Origin of the sequence: Variovorax sp. OV700 (genome assembly GCF_900099805.1) — a bacterium.
In the GTDB taxonomy this organism is placed as follows: domain Bacteria; phylum Pseudomonadota; class Gammaproteobacteria; order Burkholderiales; family Burkholderiaceae_C; genus Variovorax.
On sequence record NZ_FNDR01000004.1, the window covers coordinates 1 to 23779 of the forward strand.

Sequence of the window (23779 nt, forward strand, 5' to 3'; positions counted from 1 at the left end):
CCTTTAGCGCACACCTCCAAGCGGGTCTGCGATTCGGGTCAGATGCTTCCCGCAGCCTGCGCATCAGGCAAGGGCGGCCTTCGTCGGACTATTACCAACCTTACTTGCGCGCGAGTAGAAAAAGGCCGCTTTCCATTCATCTTCGTTCAACGCAGATCTCTTCTTCCGACGCTTGTCGTCCTCGGGCATTTAAACGCGCGCACCGCTTTCCCGAGGCGACGTGTCGACAACGAAGGAGTTTTGAATGACGTTGAAAGAACTGGCGTATGTTGCACAATCCCGGCTCCAGTCTCGCCTAACCTTCCCGGTCAAACGTGGGCATGTTCTCGAACTGCTTGCGGCGGCGGCGGGGTTTCGATCGTGGGCCGCGTTTGATTCGGCCGCACTGCTGGCAGACACAGGAACGGATGGCCGGGCCTTGCAAGCACGAGCGCTGATAGCCGGCCGCGCGATTCAACTCGAGTACTCGACGGCGGATGCCGAGACCACGGCGGCCATGCTGACCGAGCTAATTGGTGAACTGAAGCTGTCATTTGTTGAGTGGCAAACGCTTGCAACCGCGCTGCATGCGCCGCGCCCACCAGGGCACGAGTACCTCGACGACGAGGACGAACTGACGGACGAGGAGTTGGAGGACAACGATTGGGGTACAGAGCCCCAATCCAGCTCGGGCGGTCACCCGCCGGGCCACGTACCTCTTCCTGCCAGCTCTCCACTCCTCCTCGACAGCCTCGAACGTGCGGTTCAGCTTCGTCCGGCCGACGCGATTGCGCACTTTGCGCTTGCTGCGTATTACCGCTGCGGGCGGCCAAGCCCCTACCTGTATGAGGAATCGCTGAAGGGCCGAAAGCTGTCATCGATCGAGCAGGCCTGGGTCGACGACTACTTGCACGACGCGCCGTTGTACGAAAAGTACATGCAGCACCTTAAGGCTGCGGCGTCGCTGGGTGACCGAACGGCCGCGCTGGAATGTGCGGAGGTGCTGGGCGGCAGAGCGCTGTACGAGATTGCGGACCAGATGGATGGCCCCGTAGATGCCCGGCGCATGGTAGAAGTTGCCCCCGACGACACGCAGCGAATGAAGTGGCTCCGCGTCGCCGCTGCCGAGGGCGCAACCGATGCACTGGCCGTGCTGGCCCGGCGCGGTGACGCAGCCGCGCTGGCGCAACTGGCTGCGCGCGGCGACATAGACGCAATTCGAACACTGGCTACCGAGGCACTGGACTTGGGCAACGCGATGGACGCTTGGCAGTGGCAGCAACTGGCGTTGCTGTATGGGCACGACCTCACCGTTTCGACCATGCGGGCCTACCACGATGGTGGCGAGCGAGACGGAGAGTTCTATGACAGCGACTTTGGTGGGGGGCTGTATGCAGCGGGCGACGAAGGCCTTGAGCTGCCCCGCATCAGCAAATCGCAGATGGCCGATGCGGTGAAGCGAGCAAGGGTCATTTACCAGACGGCCGGAGCGCGGCGCTAAGGCCTAGACCGTCGCCTGCTTCTAGATTGATTGTGGCGAAAGAGAGCCACTCGAATTGCGAGTGGCTCTCTTTCTACTTGGCGCGCAGGTCGTCGGCCGACTTGCCGGCGTCGAGCGCCGCTTTAAACCAGGCAGGACGGGGGCCACGGCCGCTCCATTCGTTGCCTTGGTCATCCTTGAACTTGGGGGCACCGGTTGCAGCAGCTGTTGCCTTCTTGGGCTTGCCGGTCTTCTTCCCTGCCTCCTTCTTGGTCACGGCAACGCGGCCAAGGGCCTTTCTGAAGCCTAGGTCGGCCGCCGTAAAGCGATACACCGAGATGGCTTCCTTGATGCGGCTGAGCACGCCGTCAGCCTCCTTTTTGCGCAACTGCTCGGCCTCCTTCTGGAGCTGCTCGATCTGCTTTTGCACTTGGAGGAAAGTCTTTGCCATGAATAAGCCTTGAATTAGATGAAGGCGCGAGCATAAACGCGAAAAGAGAGTAGCTCCTGTCAGAGTGGAACGCCATTTCGACGCGAGACCCGACTTGCGGCGCAATAGGGCAAAGCGGTGTTCGACATGACAGCTATGTTGTTCCGAGTCGCGGGTGCACTGCCTTCAAACATAATCCGGCATGACCTCGCTCAACGACACCCCCAGATACAAGCTTAGCTACAACGGCACCCTTCGCACCCAAACGCGAGACCAATTGCTGGCTAGTGAAACCGTACGCGAATGGCAATACGTGCCACACGACCACGACGCGCTCGAAGAGATTGCAGGTCGGCTTGGCTGGGCCGCACGCACCAACACCACCTGGACGTACGGCGCGCTCGTCAAGGACGTGACCTTCTGCATTCCTTCAATTAACGAAGGTAAGCCCTATCTCCCGAATATGGACGTGAGCGGTGACACAGTGATCCGCCGAAAAGACCTAGAACTGGTAGACGAGTTCCTGACCTATCTGAGCTTGCATTCCTACAAGGAGGCGGACCTGATCGCCTCGGCACTTGTGACCGGGCCGGCAGCGGGGAAGCCAAATGCGGAGTTTCTTCGACTCGCGCGGAAGGTCCGGCGGGCGACACCTCGATTCACCCCTGACACCGAGCTTTGGGCCAGGGAATTACGGCTCAACTACAGCTACTTTGCCAACCTCAAGTAGTTGCTCTTTACTGCTCCGATAGGCTCCGAGTTCGCGGAGTCAGTCGGTGCCGACGCTCGGGCCTTTCCGTTACCAGGTATCGGAAAGGCCCGACGTCGATCTTAGAAGACTAGGCGACGGGAATATCTCGTGGCGTAGCAAGCATGGCACTGCCTAACGGCATTCACCCGCTACGGCAAACCGGCTAGTCACGAGCACCAACCGCTGAGGTTTCCAGAACAATCCGAGCCCAGGACTCCCATGTGTTCCAGTCGTCGACTCCAACGCGAAGGCGCTTCTCTGGGTCACGAGAATTCCGACAGGTCAACTCAAGCCCTGCAAGAAGATTCTTCTCACTGAGCGATTTTAAGCTGAAGGCGCCGCGTAGCTGCGCCCGCAGCAAGACGCCCGGATGCCCTTCTCGGAAGAGATCGACGGAATGCAACGCAAATTCCCGAGTCTGCTCCCACATGGCGATGTCCAGTACTTGTCTCCTAGTTGCCGTACAGGGCATCTCGGCTTTTTCGTGAGCATCAAGATGCTGACCAATCTGGAACCCACAGATTCTTCCCTCAGCATCGACCATGGTTTCGAGAGCACCGGCAAGGGTGGATTGGTGAACAGGTTCCACTTCTTCTATGGTCCGCTTGTCTAGGAAAAAAGCCGCATCGATATGCTCCACCGTGATGCGCGACTCGTCGAAAGGGCCCGGCTCGCCGCACAAAGCAGCAAGATATCGCATCAGCCACACCAATAGGCGGCGGTCCTTCCTAGCGCACTCGTCAATGATTACTCTTAGATGAGGCGGATCCAACTCGCCAGCGCTACGCAAACCGAGTTGAACCACGACTGGCCCGCCCTGATCGACCAAGGCTCCGAAACTGTATCGATACGCACTAGCTCCACTGAAATCGAAGCTCGCCGGCTCACCATTGCCGTCGAGCCCTGCGAAGGTGGCGGTGTCCCCCTCCACTTTCATTTTGCAGAAGGGGTAGTTCTCGCCCAAGGAGCGAACGAGCTCCTTCTCAGAAAGCGGAGCATCGGCGCCCGGGGGAACAAGTTCAATGCGAAACGCGAGACGGCGAATCACGATGAAGTCATTTGAATAGTTGAAGTTCATTTCTATTCCACGAAAAGATTAAGCACTGGTGGTTGTGCGAATTGAAGGAGCAGAGGGCATTCCTCTTCCCACGTATCTGCAGTTCTGGACGCTCGCCCCGAGGCATCTGCCGCTCGTTTCAAACGACGATCAGAGCTAAAGGATTGAGCCGAGCGCGCCTACCGAGCGCGCGACTGGTCAAGACCTCGGCGGCCGGCTTTCATGCGCCCCCACAAGTCGCTGCGATCGCAGACTGTCAGCCCGCCGACCAAGGCGTCACGCACAGTTTTCAGGGCCTCCCGCTGTTCGTCGGCGCTCAATGGGCTGTTGATATCGATGCCAGTACGCTCTAGGACCCGCTGGCGATATTGGCGCCGGGTCGACGGCGCAACGGCAAAGGCGTTCGCATCGCCAAGTTGCCAAGCACGCATGCGCAGAGCCAGCGCGCCTGGCAGCCCTTCGATGTCGGCGATCACGGGCAAGGGGCGCGCCGTGCCGGCAACCCGGTGAAACCAGTCCCAGAGCTGCTCAAACAAGTGCCAGGGGCGGAGTTCGTGGGCAATGACTACCCCTTGGCTCCGCAGCTCCTGCCCCGCAAGGCTAAGTTCGAAGCGCATCGAGTTCTCGGCGGCGGCCAGCAGATGCGCACGACGCCACACGCTGCGGCTCGGCGGTCGCTTGATGAGTTCGCGGTCCTTGCGATAGATCGTGAACGTGCGACGACGCGACCACGAACCGAGGGTTACCGTCTCGTTTTTAATTGCGGCCCAGTCGCCGTCCGCTGTGACGGCCAGGCGCCGCAGTGCGGCCATTACGGCGGCAGCTTGTTCCCCGCTCTCGCATTTCAGGTGCGCCGCGGCGTCAACGCGAAGCAACTCCATGGCACCGTCAGCCAAGGTGGTTTCGACCTCACTGTCGATCTCGAGACCCAGGCGCTCCAGAACTTCGTGACCCAGTTCATAGCAAGCGTCATCGAGGTCATAAAGACCGAAAACGTTCTGGCCGGTCAAGAACTTCGCGACGGATGCCTCGATAACCAAGCTCTGGTTGTCGGCGGGAGACCAGACGTTGGCACGCACACCCGGAAATTTACTGTCGACTGTGAACCGGGCACCGTGTCGGCGCAGGTTTGGGTTTCCTTCGACCATGTCGACGAGCGGCTCATGCTCGAGTCGAAGGCGGAACTTCACCGTGTCGATCAACGATGAGCCGAAGCCATCCGTCTGGTCGTAGAAAACGTTGTCTTTATCTTGAATAGGCATAGCAGCCCCCATTCCGCAGGAATCATGTCCATGCGGAGGTATTTGGAAGAAAATGGAACCGCCCGAAGGCGTTGAACTAGAGGTTGTTAGCCTCATGGTTCGAAGAATCTGAAGCTCATAGAGCACCATCTGCCTCGAACTGACACACCTGCCGTTACACCTACACAACAAGAAGGAAGTGATGTAAATGTGGCATGTTGTGGCGTATTACCGGGCCTGGGAAACTTCACAGCCCCTTGCGGCGACGGCCTTCTCTTTGACGGCTGTTACGGCGTAACGCCGTAACTGGGCAACCGCGCCTGGCTAGCCGTCATACCGAATCGATTTGCGGATGGCGTAAAAGCGTTTGGGCATGTCGCTCTCTGGTGTCCGCACCGAATACATGAGTCCATCCTTGTTGTGCTTGAGCATCCCCGATGCTTTAAGCACGCGCAGAACGTCCCTCTCCGCGTGGTTCTTCGCGATCTTGCCCAGTGATGACTTGAACACCAGATACAGATCTTCGTCCGCTACCGCGTGCTCGTAGCCCCACAGTCCGTCCTTCTTGCGATCAACCAGACTCAATGGCGGAAAACGACTCGGGTTTTCATCGATGGAGGCTCGAATCTCCTCGAGGATCTCTTGATCCATCGAACTGAGGCCACCTCTCGCACGCTCGTTGTGCGCCATGATGACTGTCGCGAACGCGTCTTTGATCTCGTCCACGGTAAGGTCGATGAGTTCATGTCGTCGGGCGAATATGAGTGCAAACAGCCATCCCGCATAGCCGTTGAGCATGCGCTTGAGGATGCGATCCTTCGTCTTCACTTTATTTTCCAGCCATGCGCGGATCTTCGGTATCAAGATTTTGGCGCTCTCGCGAAGCTCATCGTGATTCGTCACGAGAACTTCGACCCACGCGTCCCAAAGCGCCCCATAGAGCGATTCACTGCTCGAAGACAAATACTCCGCGAACGCCGCCGGCTCCATCGACTCAGGTACATCGTGAAATGCACCATGAGGGCCGTCGACGATGAGCTCGAGAACGCGAGCGCCGATGCCTGCATCGATGGTTACGTTTCGGCTGCGCACCATCTCGGCGATCGTGCGTTCGTTAGAAGCGATGAGTACGCAATGCAGGGCCTTGCCTTCTATGGCTTGCTGCGATGCGTGCCCCACCACTCGTTTGCCCGCGTTGCCGTGGTCGAACACCAGGTTGATGAGGTTGCTTGCATCGCTGACCTGGCGAGTCTCCTGAAAGAAGACGGGCTGGTCCGGCTGGAGGGACATCTGCTGCTGAAGCCCGAGCACGGTGCCAGAAGCAGAGTCGACGGGCCCAGGCCGGATGATCGATTGCACGGCTTCTTGAATAGCGGTCTTGCCAATCGAACTTTCTCCAACGAGCAAGAGCATCAGCCGCTCGAGTGCCAGCGGTCGAATCAGCAGTGCGGAGAGTGCCGCACCCAGAGTGACGATCATGTATGGGTTCTTGGCAAAGTGGGTGCCGATCTCGGCCTTCCACTCTTCAAGATCACCCAGAGGTTCGACGATCTCTGAGTTGACGGCGTCTTCAATGACGACGACTGCATCGGGTTCCTCACCGATCCAGTGCGCTTCTCCGCGCCAAACAACCGCCTTGTAGGATTCTCCCTTCCATCGCACCACGTGATAACCGGAGGAGGACAGCACCACGGCAGAGCCGCGCACGGCCTTCGCGATCTGGGCTCCGAGCTCCACGTACTCTCTCTTGGTCAAGTCGATCGGCAAGTTGCTCGCTTGCGACGCCTTGGCGAGGCTATCGATTTTTCCGTTGACCAGCTCAAGGGCATCGAGGAAGTGCCACTTGTTCCCTATTTGGATGGCGTGTTTGTTAGTGGCATTGCCATTGACATCGATTGCCCGGCGCACAGATTTGATCGCTTGCCGCAGTGCGCCATCTCCGGGCAGCACTTGGTCTTTTTCAGCGCTCCTCTTTTCGTTCTTTTTCACAGCGCCTCCTCCTTCTTAGAAGCGGAAGCCTTCTGCCCGGCGAGGAAGCCCTCAATCTCAGCGTCGCTGATGCGCACGCAGCGGGTGCCGACGCGGATGGCGGTCAGATGACCGTCATCGACCAGTTTGCGCGCTGTTCCGAGGGAAATGTTGAGGCGAGCGGCAAGCTGCCGAAGAGACGACATGGTCGTCAGTGGTTTCGAATTCATGAGTGATCTCCGATGGGTTTAAACAGATCTCAGCCGGGGCGGAGGTGTGTGTTGCGCAACGGGATCAATGATCGAAGCAAAGCTCGCTTGCAGTTTGCAACCTGCAGGGCGAGTAGCAGCCTGCAAGAATAGAACTTGCAGGTTGCAAGGCACGAATTTCTCAGCCTATTTGAAGACGCGCCAATTGACGAGGAAAGGCCCCCGCCCTACCGGCCAACAAGGCCCTGAGGAGTTAACCTTCCTCAGCTTCGCTACTCGGCTTCGACTTGGGATACGCAACGGCGTAGCCACGTAGCGCATCCCTAAGGTAGGTCCGAACGTTGCTGTCACTCATACCGGCGAGGTCGTGAGCTGTGGCTTTCTCTTCGGCGACGACGGCTTTGACTTCCTCTACGAGCGTGGTGAAGTTGAACGCGCCCTCGCGTAGATAGCGCGGGCGCGCCATCGTCTTCTCAGCGCGATGCAGAAGGACGAGAACCGCGCCGAGCACTTGAATTGCGCGCTCTTCCTTGCGGCTCGATTTCTCATTCGCGTTCGACTCTCGATTCACCGCGAAGGCGAAAGAGCCTGTCGCCGTGCTCAACGGCAGCGCCAGAGCACCGCCTATCGGCTCGATCGGCGCGGTGTGCATTTCTTGTCGGACGTCGGTGGCGCCGTCCATCAGTTCCAGATGCCGTGCTCGCATCAATGCGTTCTTGGCGTTTTTCGCAAGTGTCCATCCGGACTCCGATGCGAACTCAAGCGCGTTGCGCACGGTGACTCGACGTGGCAGGGTGTTTGCGCGTGGAATCCATTTGCTGATCCCATATTCGGCCTCGAGCGCCTTCTCGCGCTTGCGGAACTCGAGCTTCTTTCGCTCCCTGTTTTTCAGCAGCGCAATGACTCCCTTCTCGGGGGCCAGACCCATGGTCAGCAGCGCCGCCTGCCGTAGTGACACGCTCGGCCGTCCGAGCCAATAAACCCAACGGGGGGCCTTCAGCCGTTGCGACGGAAGCTTTGCAGATTTTTTGACGGGGGTCAGCTTCTTCTTCGCTTTGAGTGTACGTTGCACAGCGAATGTGCTTTTTTTGCCAGTTGCCATGCGGCGGATTCTATTCAGATCGGCAGTCTCGCCTTCACGCACGCTCGGGTCAACAATCGCACTACGGCGGTGTAGGTGCCCCAACCCACGATAACCACAGGCACGTAAACACCTGGTTATCGGTGGTTGGACTTTTCGCCAGCTCCAGCTCACGAGATGCCACCGCTTGCCAAGGCCGCTGAATGGACCCGCGAGTGGCCCACAGCAAGACGGCGCGTACCGCTGCACAGAACTCTCGCACGGTCTTCATGTTGACTCGCACGCAACGTCCGGACTGCCTCCTGACAGCGGCTGAGCGCTGATAGGGGCAAGGGAGCATAAAAAGCCGCCCAGGGAAAAAGCGCCTCGACGCCAGCTGCTGTTACTTTGCCTCAACCAACCTCACCAAGCGCCGTACCAACAGGCCCCTAAGCGCGGACCAGCGGCTTCGGGCCTCCGGCTGCCGCCAACGGCGGCCGATCATTTTTCAAATATCAAAGCACGTTTTCGTTATTTAACGGCACAAGCATCGCTGACTAGCATCCGGCTTCATCCAACCGGTCATAACAGGTCAGCCGCATGCAAGTCGCCAGGGCTCTCGAGCCGATAGCCTTTTCTCCCGTTCCGCTCTACACCCAGGTGCGCGAGGTGCTGCGCGAACGAATCCTCGACGGCACCTACGCACCGCATGCGCAACTGCCTTCCGAAAGCGAAATGGTCGCGCTGTTCAAGGTCAGCCGCATCACGGTGCGCCAGGCGCTGAGCGACCTGCAGCGCGAGAACCTGATCTTCAAGATCCCGGGCAAGGGCACATTCGTCGCAAAGCCCAAGGCGTTCCAGCACCTGGGGCAGCTCGAAGGTTTTGCCGAAGCGATGGTGCGCATGGGCTACGAGATACGCAACCAGGTCACGAGCCACAAGACCGTGCCCGCCTCCCCTCGCGTGGCGCAGCAGCTGGGTTTGGCAGAGGGCACGCCGGTGGCGCAGATCAAGCGTGTGCGGCACCTCAACCGCGCGCCGGTGTCCTACGAAGTGACCTACCTGCCCCACGCCATCGGCGAGCGGCTTCGCCAGGCGGATCTGGCTGGGCGCGACATCTTCCTGATCCTGGAAAACGACTACGGCATCGCCCTTGGCCACGCCGATCTGCAGATTGACGCCATGCTCGCGGACGAGGTGCTCTCCCGTGCACTGAGCGTGCCCGAGGGCACGGCCGTGCTGCGCGTGGAGCGCCTCACTCACACGGCAGACGGCGCGCCGCTGGATTTCGAAGACCTTTACTTTCGCGGCGATGCGTTCCAGCACCGGCTTCGCATCGCCCGCGCCAACCCGACGACGAAGGCCAATTCATGAACATCATCGCCCGAACCGTCGACGTGCTGGTCATCGGCGGCGGCACGGCCGGTCCGATGGCCGCCGTCAAGGCAAAAGAAGCTAATCCGAAGCTCGAAGTCTTGTTGCTGGAGAAGGCCAACGTCAAGCGCAGCGGCGCCATCTCGATGGGGATGGACGGCCTGAACAATGCGGTCGTACCCGGTTTTGCCACGCCCGAGCAGTACGTGAAGGAGATCACCACCGCCAACGACGGCATCGTCAACCAGAAGACGGTGATGGCCTATGCGCGCAACAGCTATTCGATGATCGAGGAGCTTGACCGATGGGGCGTCAAGTTCGAGAAGGACGAGACCGGCGACTACGCGATGCGCAAGGTGCACCACATGGGCACGTACGTGCTGCCGATGCCCGAGGGCCACAACATCAAGAACGTGCTGTACCGGCGCCTGAAGCGCACGCGCGTGGAGATGTCGCAGCGCCTGGTGGTAACGCGCCTGCTCACCGCAGCCAACGGCAGCATCGCGGGCGCCATGGCTTTCGACTGCCGCACGGCCGAGTTCCACGTGATCCGCGCCAAGGCCGTGGTGCTGGCCTCCGGCGCGGCCGGGCGCCTGGGTCTGCCGGCTTCCGGCTACCTCTTCGGCACTTACGAAAACCCCACCAATGCGGGCGACGGCTACAGCATGGCCTACCACGCGGGCGCGGAGCTCTCGGGCATCGAGTGCTTCCAGATCAACCCGCTCATCAAGGACTACAACGGCCCTGCCTGCGCCTACGTGACGGGCCCTTTCGGCGGCCACACCACCAACAACAAGGGCGAGCGCTTCATCGAGTGCGACTACTGGAGCGGCCAGATGATGATGGAGTTCTACAACGAGCTCCAAGGCGGCAACGGCCCCGTCTTCCTCAAGCTGAACCACCTGGCCGAAGAGACCATCGCCACCATCGAGCAGATCCTGCACACCAACGAGCGCCCCAGCCGCGGCCGCTTCCATGCCGGGCGCGGCACCGACTACCGCGACCAGATGGTGGAGATGCACATCTCGGAGATCGGCCTTTGCAGCGGCCATTCGGCCTCTGGCGTGTGGGTGGACGAGCACGCGCGCACCACGGTGCCGGGCCTGCACGCCGCAGGCGACCTGGCCTGCGTGCCGCACAACTACATGCTCGGCGCCTTCGTCTATGGCCGGCTCGCGGGCGAAAGCGCGGCGCGGCATTGCGCGGAAGTCGAGCTGCCTGCGCTCGACGAAGAACAGGTGGCGCGCGAGCATGCCCGCGTCGGCGCGCCGCTCCTGCGGCATGCCAACCTGCGGGGTGGCGGCCTGCCGCCCGCGCAGGTCGAATACAAGCTGCGCCGCATGGTCAACGACTACCTGCAGCCGCCCAAGGTCACGCGCAAGATGGAGATCGGCCTTTCGCGCTTCGAGCAGATCCACGAAGACCTCGAACAGCTCGCCGCCCCCGGCCCGCACGAACTCATGCGCGCGATGGAAGTGCACGCCATTCGCGACTGCGCCGAGATGGCCGCACGCGCTTCGCTCTACCGGACCGAAAGCCGCTGGGGCCTGTACCACCACCGCGTGGACTTTCCGGAGCGCAACGACCGCGACTGGTTCTGCCACACACAGCTGCGAAAGCAGGGCGACGCGATGGTGAGCTTCAAGCGTCCGGTCGACCCCTACATCGTGCCGCTCGACGCCCATGAGATGTCGGCCTACCAGCATCTGCGCGTACCCGCCGAGGCGCGCGATCCGGTCGCGGCATGACGCCCTCCCCTCCGCAAAACAAAGAGAACCCCACATGCCTCTCGCCTTCAACCCCACCAGCGTGCCCGTGCGCGTGGACGAGGACAAGTGCATCGCCCACAAGGGCTGCACCGTCTGCGTCGATGTCTGCCCGCTCGACGTGCTCGCCATCGACCTCAGCAAGGGCAAGGCCTACATGAAGTTCGACGAATGCTGGTACTGCATGCCTTGCGAGAAAGACTGCCCCACCGGCGCGGTCACCGTCGACATTCCCTACCTGCTGCGCTGAGCCGCGGCCACTGCATTCAAACCGGAGCATCACGATGAAGACCCAGAGAATCCTGAGCCGCACCCTGTCTTTGTGGGGCGCCACCCTCGGCTTGTTGCTGGCATTGCCCGCTGCGCAGGCTGAAACCATTCGCGTCGCCATCGGCACGCAAGACACCACCATCAACTGCGCCACAGGCGGCCTTTTGATCCGCGAGCTGAAGCTGCTTGAAAAATACCTGCCGCGCACCGGCAAGTACAAGGACGCGCAATACCAGATCGAATGGAAGAACTTCACCTCGGGCGCGCCGCTGACCAACGAAATGGTCGCGGGCAAGCTCGACCTCGGCTCGATGGCCGACTTTCCGGGCAGCTTCAACGGTGCGGCCTTCCAGAAGGCGGGACGCAGGAGCATTTTCATCACCGTGCTCTCGGGCAGCACCACGGGCAGCGGCAACGGCATCGTCGTGCCGAAGGATTCGAAGGTGCAGTCGCTCGCCGAGCTCAAGGGAAAGACCATCTCAGTGCCCTTCGCGTCCACTTCGCACGGCATGCTGCTGCGTGCCATCCAGGCGCAGGGCTGGGATCCGCTGAAAGACGTGAACATCACCACGCAGGCGCCCGAGGTGGCCGGCCCCGCGCTGCAGGCCGGCAAGGTCGAGGCGCATGCGGACTTCGTGCCCTTTGCCGAACTGTTTCCCTACCGCGGCTTCGCGCGCAAGATCTACGACGGCTCGCAGGCAAACGCGCCCACCTTCCATGGCAGCCTGGTCGACGAGGACTATGCGAAGAAATACCCCGAGGTCGTGGCTGCCTATCTGCGCGCCGCGCTGGAGGCCGACCGCCTCGTGGCTGCAGAGCCTGAAAAGTACAGCGAGCTGATCGCCAAGGTCACGGGCATCGAGGCGGAGGTCAACTACCTGTTCCACGGCCCGCTCGGCCTGCAGACGCGCGACCTGAGCTGGAAGCCCGAGTACCGCCAGGCCGTGAAGACATCGCTCGACACGCTGCGCCTGCTCAAGCGCACCGACAACGACATCGACGCCAATGCCTTCGTGCACGACAGCTACATTCGCGCCGCCTTCAAAGAGGCCGGCCTGGACTACGACAGGCAGCTGAAAAACTATGCCCGTGCCCCGCTGGTGGCCAAGGACGCCGCCACGGGCAAGCCGATCACCGATGTGAGCCGGGTGGCCCAGGTGTGGGTGGCCGGCGAGCCGCTCGTGCGGCACTATGCCTCGCCCGAGAACGCCTTTAGCGACCTGCAGAAGCTCGAGAAGTCGGGCAAAAAGGCGCGCGTGGTCTATGCGCAGGACCGCAACAGCGGCAACAAGCTGCTGGCGGCCGACGCGTGGTTTGTGCTCGGCGCCAAGGGCGAGGTCGATGCCTTCCTGCTCAAGGACCAGGCCGAAGGCTGGGCCGCAAAGCACGGCGGCAAGGTGGCGGACTTTGCGGGCGTGCGCGCCGCGCTGGCCGGCTGAGTCGTTCTTCTTCGCGAGCTCCACCATGGCCAGCTTCTTCAACGGCAACCTGCGGCGCACGGCCTGGCGCATTGCTGCGCTGGTGCTGTGCGTGGTTGCGTGGCACCTCGCCACGCGCGAGCGCATCAACCTGGGCGTCGTCACTTTCCAGAATGTGCCTCCGCCGGGTGAAGTGGCCGAGTCGGCCTGGTCGCTCCTGCAATCGCCGCTGGTACTGCAGCACCTGGGGGCGAGCCTGCGCCGCGTGTTCATCGGCTTCGGGTTGGCGGCCATCACCGGCGTGGTGCTCGGCCTTGCGATCGGCCGCGCCCGCTGGGCCGAAGACAGCTTGCTGCCGCCGCTCGAGGTGCTGCGCCCGATTCCGGCGGTGGCATGGATACCGCTGGCGATCCTGATGTTTCCGTCCTCGGAGGCGTCGATGGTGTTCATCACCTTTGTCGGTGCGCTGTTTCCGGTGCTGCTGAACACCGTGCACGGCGTGGAAGCCGTGGACGCGCGCCTGGTCGCTTCGGCGCGCAGCCTGGGCGCGGGCCGTCTCGCGGTGTTCCGCGAGGTGGTCCTGCCCGGCGCGCTGCCGAGCGTGGTCACCGGGCTGGCCATTGGCATGGGCACCGCGTGGTTCTGCCTGGTCACGGCCGAGATGATCTCGGGCCAGTTCGGCATCGGCTACTACACCTGGATGTCGTACACGATCCAGAACTACGCCGACATCGTCGTGGGCATGCTCTTCATCGGCGTGCTCGGCATGGGCAGCAGCGCACTCGTTCGACGGGCCGGGCAGGCGCTGATGCCGTGGCGCGCCGTGCAGGAGAAAAGAAAATGAAGGCCGACGTGCAGACCGGGCGGATCGCCCTTGACGGCGTGCGCGTGCGCCTTGGCCATGGTGCCCAGGCCTTCGATGCGGTGCAGGACATCACCCTGCACGTGAATCCCGGCGAGTTCGTCTGCCTGCTCGGCCCTTCGGGCTGCGGCAAGTCGACGCTGCTGGGTGCGCTGGCCGGCCATCTTTCGCCGGCAGGCGGCAGCATCAGCGTGGACGGCGAGCCTGTGCGCGGGCCGCATCCGGACCGAGGCCTGGTCTTCCAGCACCACACGCTCTTTCCGTGGAAGAAGGTGCTCGACAACGTCGCCTTCGGACTGAAGATGCAGGGTGTGGGCCGCCGCGAACGGCACGCGCGTGCGCATGAAATGCTGCGCCTCGTCGGCCTGGACGACTTCGCCGGCTTCTATCCGTCGCAGCTCTCGGGGGGCATGCAGCAGCGTGCGGAGATTGCGCGGGTGCTCATCAACCATCCACGCGTGATGCTGATGGACGAGCCCTTCGGCGCGCTCGACGCCCAGACCCGCCTCATGATGCAGCGCCAGCTGCTCGACGCCTGGGCGCGCGTGCGCACCACCATCGTCTTCATCACCCACGACATCGACGAGGCGCTGTTCCTCGGCGACCGCGTGCTCGTGATGGGGCCGCGGCCGGGCCGGATCGTGGCCGAGTTCGAGCTCGGTTTCGAGCGGCCACGCGATCCGTCGCTGGTCACGTCTTCCGAATTCACCGCGCTCAAGCGGCGCTGCCTGCAGCTGCTGCATCCGCATGCGGGCGCCGGCGCACCGCTCGAGCGCCTCACGCCGCTCGGCGCGCCTGCCGCCGCGCAGTTGCGCTTCGCCATCTGAAAGAAAAATGAACCCCGCCCTCCTCGATGATCCCGAACTGCAAGCCATCGCCGCGCGGCTGAACTCACCCGACGCCGAAGTGCGCCGCATCGCCGTGATGGACCTTGGCGACCTGGCCGACGAGGCGCACACGCCGCTCCTGGTCGCCGCACTGCGCGACGACGCACCCGCCGTGCGCGCCGCCGCGGCGCTGGCGCTCGAAACCATGGAAAACCAGGCGGCCGTCGAAGGGCTGGCGCAAGTGCTCGATGACGCCGATCCCCAGGTGCGCGAGGCCGCCGCCCACAGCCTTGCTGAACTGAAGGAGCCTGCGTCAGCCGCCTGGCTGCTGCCGTATGCAGGCGCCGGAGCAACGCGGGTGCGCGCCGCCGTGCTGCGCGCGCTGCGCGAGTTGCGGGTACCTGCCAGCGCTGGCCCTGCCCTGGCAGCCCTGCAGGAGCCGCGGTCTGCGCAGGACAGCGCCGAGGCCATCGCGCTGCGCCGCGAGGCGATCGGCGTGCTCGGGTATCTGAAGCACGCCCCAGCCCTCCCCGCACTGACCGGCATCGCCATGTCCGACCCCGTCGATGAAGTGCGCCGGGCGGCAGTGGGCGCGCTGGCGTTTGCCAGCGGCAATGCCGACGCGCGCGCCGCACTGGAAACCGCGCTGCGCGACGCGAGCTGGCAGGTGCGGGAAGAAGCCGCCACATCGCTCGGCAAGCTGCAGCAGCCGGCCGCGTCCGAAGCGCTGCTGGTGGCCCTGGACGACCCCTATTGGCAGGTGCGCCTGCGCGCCGCACGCAGCCTGGGGCGGCTGCGGAGCACCGGGAGCGTCGCGGCGCTGCTCGCGACGCTGGGCCACGGCATCAGCAACCTGCGCAAGGAAGCGGCGCTTGCACTGGGCGAGATCGGCGATGCTGCCGCAGTGCCGGCGCTCGAAATCGCCGCCGCCGACGCGGACCCGGAAGTGCGCAAATCAGCCCGGCTGGCCATCGCGCAGATCGGTGCGGCGGCACATGGCACCTGAGTCCATCGTCGACCATCGCGCGCGCGCTGTGCTGGAGTTTCGCTGGGCGGATGGCACGCAGCACCTGGCGGCATACCAGCTGCTGAGATCGAGTTGCCCTTGCGCCGATTGCAAGGCCCAGCGCGCGGCCGGGCACGATGGTCAAGCGAGATTGTTGCCGTCAGCTGCAGCCGTGCGGCTTGCGGACATTCGGCCCGTGGGGGCGTACGGCGTGCAGTTCGTGTTCGGCGACGGCCACGACCGGGGCATCTTTCCCTGGCGCTTCCTGAGAGAGCTGCTGGACAAAAACCGCGCCCAGGCGCTGGCGAGCGCTGATCAAGGCTGAAGGTACAAGTCCGCGAAGCTTCCCCGGATATGCTCCCCGGTAGGGGCATAGTTGTGTACCTTCGTCGCCAGCACAGTAATCGCAGGATTGGCCCCCAGTTCAATGGAGGGGATATCGCGATACACGATCTGCTGGAAATCGGTGAACAACTGTCGGCGCTTGCCTTCGTCAGTTTCGACTGCCGCAGCCTCCAACAGGCGATCGACTTCCGGATTCACGTAATGCGGCGCATTGGAGAACGGCAGCCCAACCTTGAAGTTCTTCGACCAGAACACGCGCTGCACGCCTACTGTGGGATCGAACTGGTTCGTGAGGCTTTCCAGCGTGATGTCAAATGCTCGCTCGGTATAGGCCTTGTTGACGTAGGTCGCAAAGTCGTAGCTCTCGACCACGGCATCGATGCCGATGCGGCCCAGCGACTGGCGCACGAAGTCCGCCGCTCGCCGCTCCTGAAACGGGTTGTAGAGCACCCGCAACTTCAGGCGCGTGCCACCGGCGCCGCGCTTGAATCCCGCCGCCTCGAGCGCCGCTTCGGCTTCCTTTGGATTGAAAGGATATGGCTGGATGCTTGCGTCGTGATAGCGCGAGATGCCCTTCCCTATCGGTGATGCCGAAGGTGTTCCATAGCCATACCACACCGTCTTCGCGAACGCATTGACATCGATGGCCTGGGCAATCGCTTTTCGCACTTCGCGCCTCTGCAACGCAGGCGTGTCCAGGTTGAAGTAGATCTGCTGATGGCTGCCGAGGTAAGGCGAGATGCGTGTGTCGATCTCGATGCCCGCCAGCTTCTTGAATCGCTCGACGTCCGAGAGTGGGATGCCGCCCGTTCCGTTCGCCAGGTCGGCCGCGCCCGACTCCAGCGCAGCTGCACGCGCCGCGGCATCGGGCACGAAGCGCACCACCACGCGATCGAGATACGGTTTGGGCTTGTCCCAGTAGTTCGGGTTGCGCTCGAGGATGATGTGGCTGCCCTGCACCCATTCCTTGAACACGAAGGGACCGGTACCCACCGGGGCGCTGTTGTACTTGCTGGACGCGATATCGGTGCCTTCGTAGAGGTGTTTCGGCACGATTGGCGATTCGGTCGAGGCCAACGCCGTGAGCAGGAACGGCGACGGCTTGCTCAGCACGATGATGGCGGTGTGCGGATCGGGCGTCTTAACGTCCACCACATTGGCAAAGGTACCTCGTCCTCGCGGGTGAACCTGCTTGAGCGTCAGGATCGAGAAGGCCACGTCAGCCGACGTGAAGTCTTTGCCGTCATGCCATTTCACTCCCTTGCGCAGCTCGAAGGTGTATTGCAGGCCGTCCTTGCTCAGCGACCAAGCGGTGGCGAGCAGCGGCTTGGGCTTGAGGTCGTAGTCATAGGTCAGCAGGCCTTCGACGATCTTCGGACCGATCTCGGCATTTCCGCCGGCCGTGGTCGTGAGCGGAACGATCGAGGAAGGAACGGGGTTGATCAGCCAGGTCAATGTGCCGCCTTGGCGCGGCTGGGCAGCCGCCGGCAATGCGGCAAAGGCGAAAGCGGCAGCCACGGCCCATGCCGCGAAGTGCGGCATCGCCCGCGTGTAGGTCCAACGTGTCATGTCTTTGTCGCTCAGAAGGCCGGAATCACGGCACCCTTGTATTTGTCCTGGATGAACTTGCGGACCTCGGCCGTATGGAGCGCAGCCACCAGCTTGGCGATGGCCGGCGAACTCACGTTGTCCTTGCGCGACGCAATGAAATTGGCATAGGGCGACTTGCGGCCATCCTCGATGAAGAGCGCATCCTTGGCCGGATCGAGCTTGGCCTCGAGTGCATAGTTGGTGTTGATCAGCGCGAGATCGACATCTGGCAGCGCGCGCGGCAGCTGGGCCGATTCGAGTTCGCGGATCACCAGCTTCTTCGGATTGGCAACGATGTCACGCGCGGTCGACTTGATGTTGGACGGATCCTTCAGCTTGATCAGCCCCTCGCGCGCCAGCAGTGACACCGCCCGGCCCGAGTTCGAGGGATCGCTCGGGATCGCCACGACGGCGCCCTCGCGCAGCTCGGACGCCTTGCGAATCTTCTGCGAATAGGCGCCGAAGGGCTCGATGTGCACGTCGCTGTTCGGAACCTCGACGATGTCCGACTTCCGGTCCTTGGTGAACGACTCCAGGTACGGGCGGTTCTGGAAGAAGTTGGCGTCCAGCTGCTTGTCGCTCACGGCAAGGTTCGGCTGCACATAGTCGTTGAACACCTTCACCTGCAGGTCAACACCCTGCGCCTTCAACTGCGGGCGGATGAACTCCAGGATCTCCGCGTGCGGTACCGGCGAAGCGGCCACGCGCAGCGCCTCTTGCGCCTGCGCGGCGGCGCCGAAACCGGTGATGGCGAGTGCCACGACGAAATAGGCGCGTCGAAATGAAAGCAACATGTTCAGGGTTCCCTCGAGGAATAGGTTTTTTCGGACTGCTTTCCTCGAATCGGGAAAGCTTGGGCGTCGCAGGTTAGCCGCGACACTCCCGGGCCCAAACAACGGATAAGCGCTTGCATATCTGTTTTTCGCATGCGCTGGGGCGAAGAGGCCGCGCGTAGCCTGCGGAATTCTTTTCGATGAATGCACGCGCGCGATCGCGGTGCTGCCGCGTCCGTTCAGCCGCGCGCAGGAAACACCGGCTCGCCCAGGTTCAGCATCAGCCGGTTGGCCCACGCGAAGATCGCCACCGCATGCACGGCGTCCAGGATCTCGAGCGGGGTGAGGCCGGCGGCACGCACGGCATGCAGTTGCTCCGCGCCGAAGCCGCCCGGCTCGCGCGTGAGCGCGATCGACAGCTGCACGATGGCGCGTTCGCGTGCCGTGGTGCCCGCCGTTTCCGGGTCGGTGAAGACCTGCGCGATCACGTCGTTGCGCCGCGCCAATTGCTCGAAGCGCTGCGCGTGCACCGAGGCGCAGTACACACAGCCGTTGACGCGCGACACCACCGCGCTGGTCAGCTCGCGCTCAGCGCGCGACAGGCCGCCCGGCGCGTACATGATGGCGTTGAACACCGTGGCGCGCTCCTGCAGGATGCGCGGCTGGTGCACCAGCAGCAGGTAGTAGTCGGAGCTGCGTGCCTTCGGATGGCTGCTGTCGAGCACCCGCACCTGCTCGGCCGAGGCCTGCGTCAGGTCGATCACCGGCAGCCAGGCCTTCCAGCCCAGCGTCTCGCTGGTGTAGCCGTCGATGCGCAGCGGCTCGCCCGGCGGCGGCAGGTTGGCCGGGTGGACGAAGGGCGCGGCCTGGTCGTCCACGACCGACGCTCTGCTGTCGTCGCTGTCGCCACGGAGGGCGGCCAGCGCCTGCAGGCCCGCGATCACGCGCACCTGGTAGGCCACGAACGCAATCAGCTGCGCCAGCGCCACGACCTCCGGTGTCGCCAGCCCGGCGGCCGGCAGCTTGAGCAAGGCCTCGCGGTCGCCTTCGACCGGACGATCGGCCAGCGTGCGCGTGAACGCTAGAACGGCCTGCAGCCGCGGGTCCGTGCCGAGCGATTCGACCGGAGCGCCATCGGCCGCTGCCTGCTGCGCCGCGCTCAGCGGCGCCAGCGCGTCGAACCGCGCGCGGTAGTGCGCCTGCAGCGCAACGCTGCCCGCGCTGCGCGCGATGGCATGGGCCGCGAGCAGCCGCTCGACCAGCGGCGGACCCGACAGTGCCGGATCGACCAGGGCCTCGTAGCTGCCCTGCGTGGCGGCCACCACCTTGTCGCGCTGGTGGCGCACCGCATGGATGGCGCTGCCCGCGGCGAGCGGCACGCAAGCTTCGACCAGATCGGCGGAAAGTTTCGAATCAGTCATGGGTTGTGTCTCCGGAAGATGCGGGGCGCGCGGCCACGGCCTGCTGCAGGAAGCGCAACACGCCCTGCCAGGAAGCCTCGTCCGCATGGGCGTTGTTCGCTGGCGAGCCGCCCGAGGTGCTGCGCCGGCCCGACACTGGATGCGCATAGCCGAGCTGCGTGGTCGGCACGTAGGGGAACAGGATCGAATGGCCCGCGCCCTCGAAATCGAGGTGGGCCACCACATGCGGATGCGCGAACTGCGCGAGGCGCTCGGTCACCATGCGGCTGTAGAGACTCGACGGCCAGGAGCCGTCATCGGTCGCCGACAGCAGCATCACCGGTCCGCGGATCTGCTCGACCGGGATGCGCGCGCGCTCGACTGCCTCGGGGTCCTGCAGCGCGGTCAGCAGCGCGTCGGCATGGCGGCGCGGCTCCGGGCCTTCGTCCCAGGGCGCCCAGGTTGCCGTGCGGTTGTGCTCCCACACATGCGGCAGCGGCCGCCCACGGAAGATCCAGGCCGGGCCCTCGCGGCCGAGCGCCGGGTCGCAGGCGTTCTGCGCGCAGTGCACCACGGCGCCGGGCACGTAGCCGACCACGGCCGAGACCGATTCCGGAAACAGCGTGCCAAGCAGCAGCACCAGTTCGCCGCCGCGCGACTGGCCGCTCAGCGCGACGAAGCCCTGCGCCGGCCGCACCGTGCGGTGCAGCCAGGCCAATGCCGTCTCGAAGTATTCGAGCCGGGTGTTCGAGATGTAGTCCGACAGGCCCGGCGCCTTGAAATAGGCGAGCGCGAAGGCCGCATAGCCGTGCGAGGCGTAGAGCGCGGCGCGCGGCTCGTTGATGCCGCCGCCGGAGCCGTTGAGGATCATCACAGCGGGATGCGGCCCCGGTCCCGCAGGCAGGTAGAGCGTACCGACCAGGCCTTGTTCGCGCACCTCGCGGCGCGTCACGTCCTTCCCCGCCAGGCGCTGCACGAAGCCGCCATGGACTTCGCTCGCATCGCCGGCGCGGCGCACGGCGATGTCGGTGCGCAACGCCGCGCCCGGCTCCGCGCCGAACTGCTCGCGCGCACCCGGTGTGTCGGGCACTTGCGACCAGACCAGGCCCATCGCCGACACGCCGTCGTAGCTGCCGGAGAGCGGCGCGTCGCGTTGCAGGTCGACGGTGCCCTGCGCATCGGCCGCGAAACGCGCCGATGCGCGCCAGGGCACGCCCGCACCGCGCAGGGTGTAACTGACGATCTCGATCTGCTCGCCCGGCGCCAGCCCGTCTACCGCGATGCGCCGCGGCACGTCGATCAGCGCGTCTTCCGGCGTGATGCTCAGCATGTGCACGCCCTCACTTGACGGGCGTGACCTGCATCGCCGTCGTGCGGTCGCTCAGCAGCGGCACGACCTTCAGGCCCTTCTTCGCGGCCCAGATGTTCTGGTAGTGGTAGAGCGGAATCTGGCCCACGTCGTCGGTCACCAGCTTGGCGGCATGGCGGAAGACGGCTTCGCGGCGCCTGGCGTCGAACTCGACGGTGGCGGCGTCCAGCGCCTTGTCGACCGACTCGTTGCTGTAGCGGCCCCAGTTGTTGGAACCCCGTCCGCGCTTGGCGTCGGGTGTGGTCAGCGTCTGCAGCAGGCCGTAGCCGGCCTCGCCGGTGCCGTTGCCCCAGGCGATCACGCTGACCGCATATTCGTTCTTGTTCGCGCGGCCCGAGTACACGGCCCACGGTACCACCTCGACACTGGTCTTCACGCCGATGCGGCTCCAGAACTGCGCCACGGCCTGCACCGTCTCGGGTGCCTGCGGGTAGCGGTCGCCCGGCACGTGGATCGCAATCTGAAAGCCCTGCGGAAAACCGGCCTCGGCCAGCAGCTTCTTCGCCTGCTCGGCGCTATAGGCGATGTCCTTGACGTCGGGGTTGTAGCCGAAGCTGCCCTTGGGCATCCACTGGTTGGCCTCGGTCACCGTGCCCTGCAGCACGCGATCGACGATGGCCTTGCGGTTGATGGCGAGCGACAGCGCCTGGCGCACCCTCACGTCGAGCAGCGGGTTCTTCTCGAGCGGCTTGCCCGCGTTGTCGGTGATGAACTCGTTCGGGCCGGCCTTGAAGGTCGGCTGCAGAAGCAGCACCCGCAGGCCCGGGTACGTGTACACGCTGACCTTCGGGTCCTTGCGCAGCTTCTCCACGTCGGTGACGGCCACCTTGTCGATCACGTCCACGTCGCCGGCCAGCAGTGCGGCCGTGCGTGCCGCGCCGTTGTTGATGAAGCGGTAGTTGACCTTCTCCCACAGCGGCTTCGGGCCGTAGTAGCCGGGGTTGCGCTCGAACACCGTGCGGTCGCCCGGCACGTACGACACGAACTTGTAGGGGCCGGTGCCGACCACGGCGCGGCCCGCGTTGTAGTCCTCGGTCTTCGACTTCTCGCCGACAAGCTTGCTCACGATGTAGATCGAGGCGATCTCCAGCGGCAGCATCGGGTTGGGCGTGTTGGTCTTGACGATCAGCGTGGCCGCATCCTTGGCGGTGGCCGACTCGACCGTGCGCAGCGCGCCCGAGTACGAGGCCACGCTGCCAGGCACGTTGCGCGCGCGCTGGAAGGCAAACACGATGTCTTCCGCCGTGAAAGGCGTGCCGTCCTGCCACTTGATGTCTGTGCGCAGCTTGAATTCCCAGGTCTTGTCGTCGAGCGCCTTCCAGCTCGATGCGAGGGCGGGCTCCAGCTTGCCGCCGTCGCGCGAATTGATGATCGAGTCCCAGAAGTGCAGTGCGAGCGAACGGTCGCCGGCATGGTTGTTGAGCTCGGGGTCGACCGAGGAGATCGGGTCGGCAAAGCCGATGGACAGCGTCTGGGCGGAGGCGATGACACCGGTGGCCAGCAGCGCGGCGGCAACGATGGGAAGCAGGCGGTTCATGAAGATCCTTGGAGGAAGACAGTGAAGCAAGAGGTCAGTTCGTGTCGTACGTCGTTTCGTACAGATGGCAGGCCGTGGCATGCCGGATCGCGATGCCGCGCAGCTGCGGCACCTCGGTGCGGCAGCGCGGCATCGCCTGCGGACATCGCGGATGAAAGTGGCATCCCGAGGGTGGCGCGATCGGGCTCGGAATCTCTCCGCGAATGGCGCTGAAAGTGGTGCGCCGCGCGTCGATGCTCGGAATCTCGGCCAGCAGCGCCTGCGTGTACGGATGGGCCGGCCGGGCGAACAGCTCGGCCACCGGTGCGCTTTCCACCACGCGGCCCAGGTACATCACGACCACGCGGTCGCACAGGTGCTCGATCACGCCGAGGTCGTGGCTGATGAACAGATAGGCCAGCCCAAGCTGGTCGCGCAGGTCCATGAAGAGGTTGAGGATCTGCGCCTGGATCGACACGTCCAGCGCCGCCACTGCCTCGTCGCACACCAGCATCGACGGCTGCACCGCGAGCGCGCGTGCGATGCCGATGCGCTGGCGCTGGCCGCCGCTGAACTGGTGCGGGTAGCGATGGCGCAGCGCGGGGTCGAGTCCGGCGCGCCGCAGCTGGGCGCACACGTAGTCGTCCTGCCCGGCTGCATCGGTCAGACCATGCAGCAGCGCGGCCTCGCCCACGATGCGCGAGACGCGCAGGCGCGGGTTCAGGCTCGCATACGGGTCCTGGAACACCATCTGGATGCGCAGCCGCGCCGCGAGCTGCTCCTCGGCCGACAAGCTCGCCACCGGCTTGCCGCCGACGATCACTTCGCCCTCCGTCGGCGCGAGCAGGCCCGCGGCGATGCGGCCCAGCGTCGACTTGCCGCAGCCCGATTCGCCGACCAGGCCGACCACCTCGCCGGGACGCGCCGACAGGTCGACACCGTCGACCGCGTGCGTGACCACCGGCGGCTTGCTCAGGCCGATGCTGCGCAGAGTGCGGCCCACCGCGCCGGGCGGCGGCGTGGCGCCGAAGCGCTGCGCGACTTGGCGCAGTTCGATCAGCGGCACATCGTGTTCCAGCGCGGGAGTA

22 protein-coding genes are annotated in these 23779 nt (G+C 64.0%); 10 read left to right on the forward strand and 12 right to left on the reverse strand.

The genetic code is table 11. The annotated features are described in order from the left end of the window. Positions 1-244 precede the first annotated feature (244 nt). Entirely contained in the window at positions 245-1480 is a 1236-nt protein-coding gene (locus tag BLR24_RS09910; protein ID WP_093016355.1) for a hypothetical protein, read from the forward strand. 73 nt (positions 1481-1553) lie between these two features. On the opposite strand, the gene BLR24_RS09915 is transcribed toward BLR24_RS09910, so the two are convergent. After that, entirely contained in the window at positions 1554-1889 is a 336-nt protein-coding gene (locus BLR24_RS09915; protein ID WP_254787227.1) for an H-NS histone family protein, read from the reverse strand. A 202-nt stretch (positions 1890-2091) separates the two neighbouring features. Between BLR24_RS09915 and BLR24_RS09920 the strand changes: the two genes are divergently transcribed. Further along, positions 2092-2619 (forward strand): hypothetical protein, encoded by a 528-nt coding sequence (locus BLR24_RS09920; RefSeq protein WP_093016359.1) that lies wholly within the window; start codon positions 2092-2094, stop codon positions 2617-2619. A 184-nt stretch (positions 2620-2803) separates the two neighbouring features. Here BLR24_RS09920 and BLR24_RS09925 read toward each other — a convergent pair whose 3' ends face one another. The 5 genes from BLR24_RS09925 to BLR24_RS09945 form a co-directional block, all read right to left on the reverse strand. After that, on the reverse strand, positions 2804-3718 hold the full coding sequence (locus BLR24_RS09925) for a hypothetical protein (RefSeq protein ID WP_093016361.1): 915 nt from the start codon (positions 3716-3718) through the stop codon (positions 2804-2806). Positions 3719-3876: 158 nt separating this feature from the next. Next, a complete protein-coding gene (locus BLR24_RS09930) occupies positions 3877-4959 on the reverse strand; it encodes a phage/plasmid replication protein, II/X family (protein WP_175543237.1) in 1083 nt (360 codons plus the stop codon). Positions 4960-5262: 303 nt separating this feature from the next. Further along, a complete protein-coding gene (locus BLR24_RS09935) occupies positions 5263-6927 on the reverse strand; it encodes a DUF927 domain-containing protein (RefSeq protein ID WP_093016365.1) in 1665 nt (554 codons plus the stop codon). After that, positions 6924-7136, reverse strand: a complete 213-nt coding sequence (locus tag BLR24_RS09940; RefSeq protein ID WP_093016367.1) for a helix-turn-helix transcriptional regulator — start codon at positions 7134-7136, stop codon at positions 6924-6926. Before BLR24_RS09940 ends, BLR24_RS09935 begins: the two co-directional genes overlap by 4 nt. A gap of 232 nt (positions 7137-7368) precedes the next feature. Continuing rightward, on the reverse strand, positions 7369-8217 hold the full coding sequence (locus BLR24_RS09945) for a hypothetical protein (protein ID WP_139188748.1): 849 nt from the start codon (positions 8215-8217) through the stop codon (positions 7369-7371). A 558-nt stretch (positions 8218-8775) separates the two neighbouring features. On the opposite strand from BLR24_RS09945, the gene BLR24_RS09950 reads away from it, so the two are divergent. Genes BLR24_RS09950 through BLR24_RS09985 form a run of 8 tightly spaced genes read left to right on the forward strand, consistent with a single transcriptional unit; the run spans position 8776 to position 16023 of the window. Further along, positions 8776-9549 (forward strand): GntR family transcriptional regulator, encoded by a 774-nt coding sequence (locus BLR24_RS09950; protein WP_018904226.1) that lies wholly within the window; start codon positions 8776-8778, stop codon positions 9547-9549. Then, positions 9546-11297, forward strand: coding sequence for a fumarate reductase/succinate dehydrogenase flavoprotein subunit (locus BLR24_RS09955; RefSeq protein WP_093016371.1), 1752 nt, complete (start codon positions 9546-9548; stop codon positions 11295-11297). The genes BLR24_RS09950 and BLR24_RS09955 overlap by 4 nt, the downstream gene beginning before the upstream one ends. A 34-nt stretch (positions 11298-11331) precedes the next feature. Further along, a complete protein-coding gene (locus tag BLR24_RS09960) occupies positions 11332-11565 on the forward strand; it encodes a 4Fe-4S dicluster domain-containing protein (RefSeq protein WP_018904228.1) in 234 nt (77 codons plus the stop codon). A 34-nt stretch (positions 11566-11599) separates the two neighbouring features. Then, the gene (locus BLR24_RS09965) at positions 11600-13024 is read left to right on the forward strand and encodes an ABC transporter substrate-binding protein (protein WP_175543238.1); all 1425 of its coding nucleotides are present in this window, start codon (positions 11600-11602) and stop codon (positions 13022-13024) included. 25 nt (positions 13025-13049) lie between these two features. After that, complete coding sequence (locus BLR24_RS09970) at positions 13050-13847, forward strand: ABC transporter permease (RefSeq protein WP_093016373.1); 798 nt, start codon at positions 13050-13052, stop codon at positions 13845-13847. After that, positions 13844-14692, forward strand: coding sequence for an ABC transporter ATP-binding protein (locus BLR24_RS09975; protein ID WP_093016375.1), 849 nt, complete (start codon positions 13844-13846; stop codon positions 14690-14692). The genes BLR24_RS09970 and BLR24_RS09975 overlap by 4 nt, the downstream gene beginning before the upstream one ends. 7 nt (positions 14693-14699) lie before the next feature. After that, the gene (locus BLR24_RS09980) at positions 14700-15698 is read left to right on the forward strand and encodes a HEAT repeat domain-containing protein (RefSeq protein WP_093016377.1); all 999 of its coding nucleotides are present in this window, start codon (positions 14700-14702) and stop codon (positions 15696-15698) included. Then, positions 15688-16023, forward strand: coding sequence for a gamma-butyrobetaine hydroxylase-like domain-containing protein (locus BLR24_RS09985; RefSeq protein WP_093016379.1), 336 nt, complete (start codon positions 15688-15690; stop codon positions 16021-16023). The genes BLR24_RS09980 and BLR24_RS09985 overlap by 11 nt, the downstream gene beginning before the upstream one ends. Here BLR24_RS09985 and BLR24_RS09990 read toward each other — a convergent pair. From BLR24_RS09990 to BLR24_RS30895, 6 genes are all read right to left on the reverse strand, one after another. Further along, positions 16014-17585, reverse strand: a complete 1572-nt coding sequence (locus tag BLR24_RS09990; protein ID WP_093017304.1) for an ABC transporter substrate-binding protein — start codon at positions 17583-17585, stop codon at positions 16014-16016. The two genes, BLR24_RS09985 and BLR24_RS09990, sit on opposite strands and share 10 nt — an antisense overlap. Positions 17586-17623: 38 nt before the next feature. Then, entirely contained in the window at positions 17624-18427 is an 804-nt protein-coding gene (locus BLR24_RS09995) for a MetQ/NlpA family ABC transporter substrate-binding protein (RefSeq protein ID WP_093016381.1), read from the reverse strand. 218 nt (positions 18428-18645) lie between these two features. After that, the gene (locus BLR24_RS30675; protein ID WP_175543239.1) at positions 18646-19827 is read right to left on the reverse strand and encodes a CMD domain-containing protein; all 1182 of its coding nucleotides are present in this window, start codon (positions 19825-19827) and stop codon (positions 18646-18648) included. Beyond that, a complete protein-coding gene (locus BLR24_RS30680; RefSeq protein ID WP_175543240.1) occupies positions 19820-21136 on the reverse strand; it encodes an acyl-CoA thioesterase/bile acid-CoA:amino acid N-acyltransferase family protein in 1317 nt (438 codons plus the stop codon). The genes BLR24_RS30675 and BLR24_RS30680 overlap by 8 nt, the downstream gene beginning before the upstream one ends. Positions 21137-21146: 10 nt before the next feature. After that, on the reverse strand, positions 21147-22712 hold the full coding sequence (locus BLR24_RS10005) for an ABC transporter substrate-binding protein (RefSeq protein ID WP_093016383.1): 1566 nt from the start codon (positions 22710-22712) through the stop codon (positions 21147-21149). Positions 22713-22746: 34 nt separating this feature from the next. Then, positions 22747-23757, reverse strand: a complete 1011-nt coding sequence (locus tag BLR24_RS30895) for an ABC transporter ATP-binding protein (RefSeq protein ID WP_254787257.1) — start codon at positions 23755-23757, stop codon at positions 22747-22749. Between the last annotated feature and the right edge of the window lie 22 nt (positions 23758-23779).

Excerpts from the sequence above, each read along its gene's own strand:
- BLR24_RS09930 (WP_175543237.1), bottom strand. The coding sequence starts at position 4,959 with ATGCCTATTCAAGATAAAGACAACGTTTTCTACGACCAGACGGATGGC.
- BLR24_RS09920 (WP_093016359.1), top strand. The coding sequence starts at position 2,092 with ATGACCTCGCTCAACGACACCCCCAGATACAAGCTTAGCTACAACGGC.
- BLR24_RS09970 (WP_093016373.1), top strand. The coding sequence starts at position 13,050 with ATGGCCAGCTTCTTCAACGGCAACCTGCGGCGCACGGCCTGGCGCATT.
- BLR24_RS09995 (WP_093016381.1), bottom strand. The coding sequence starts at position 18,427 with ATGTTGCTTTCATTTCGACGCGCCTATTTCGTCGTGGCACTCGCCATC.
- BLR24_RS09980 (WP_093016377.1), top strand. The coding sequence starts at position 14,700 with ATGAACCCCGCCCTCCTCGATGATCCCGAACTGCAAGCCATCGCCGCG.
- BLR24_RS09955 (WP_093016371.1), top strand. The coding sequence starts at position 9,546 with ATGAACATCATCGCCCGAACCGTCGACGTGCTGGTCATCGGCGGCGGC.
- BLR24_RS09910 (WP_093016355.1), top strand. The coding sequence starts at position 245 with ATGACGTTGAAAGAACTGGCGTATGTTGCACAATCCCGGCTCCAGTCT.
- BLR24_RS09960 (WP_018904228.1), top strand. The coding sequence starts at position 11,332 with ATGCCTCTCGCCTTCAACCCCACCAGCGTGCCCGTGCGCGTGGACGAG.
- BLR24_RS09925 (WP_093016361.1), bottom strand. The coding sequence starts at position 3,718 with ATGAACTTCAACTATTCAAATGACTTCATCGTGATTCGCCGTCTCGCG.
- BLR24_RS30680 (WP_175543240.1), bottom strand. The coding sequence starts at position 21,136 with ATGCTGAGCATCACGCCGGAAGACGCGCTGATCGACGTGCCGCGGCGC.
- BLR24_RS09985 (WP_093016379.1), top strand. The coding sequence starts at position 15,688 with ATGGCACCTGAGTCCATCGTCGACCATCGCGCGCGCGCTGTGCTGGAG.
- BLR24_RS09990 (WP_093017304.1), bottom strand. The coding sequence starts at position 17,585 with ATGCCGCACTTCGCGGCATGGGCCGTGGCTGCCGCTTTCGCCTTTGCC.
- BLR24_RS09965 (WP_175543238.1), top strand. The coding sequence starts at position 11,600 with ATGAAGACCCAGAGAATCCTGAGCCGCACCCTGTCTTTGTGGGGCGCC.
- BLR24_RS09945 (WP_139188748.1), bottom strand. The coding sequence starts at position 8,217 with ATGGCAACTGGCAAAAAAAGCACATTCGCTGTGCAACGTACACTCAAA.
- BLR24_RS09975 (WP_093016375.1), top strand. The coding sequence starts at position 13,844 with ATGAAGGCCGACGTGCAGACCGGGCGGATCGCCCTTGACGGCGTGCGC.
- BLR24_RS30675 (WP_175543239.1), bottom strand. The coding sequence starts at position 19,827 with ATGACTGATTCGAAACTTTCCGCCGATCTGGTCGAAGCTTGCGTGCCG.
- BLR24_RS09950 (WP_018904226.1), top strand. The coding sequence starts at position 8,776 with ATGCAAGTCGCCAGGGCTCTCGAGCCGATAGCCTTTTCTCCCGTTCCG.
- BLR24_RS10005 (WP_093016383.1), bottom strand. The coding sequence starts at position 22,712 with ATGAACCGCCTGCTTCCCATCGTTGCCGCCGCGCTGCTGGCCACCGGT.
- BLR24_RS09940 (WP_093016367.1), bottom strand. The coding sequence starts at position 7,136 with ATGAATTCGAAACCACTGACGACCATGTCGTCTCTTCGGCAGCTTGCC.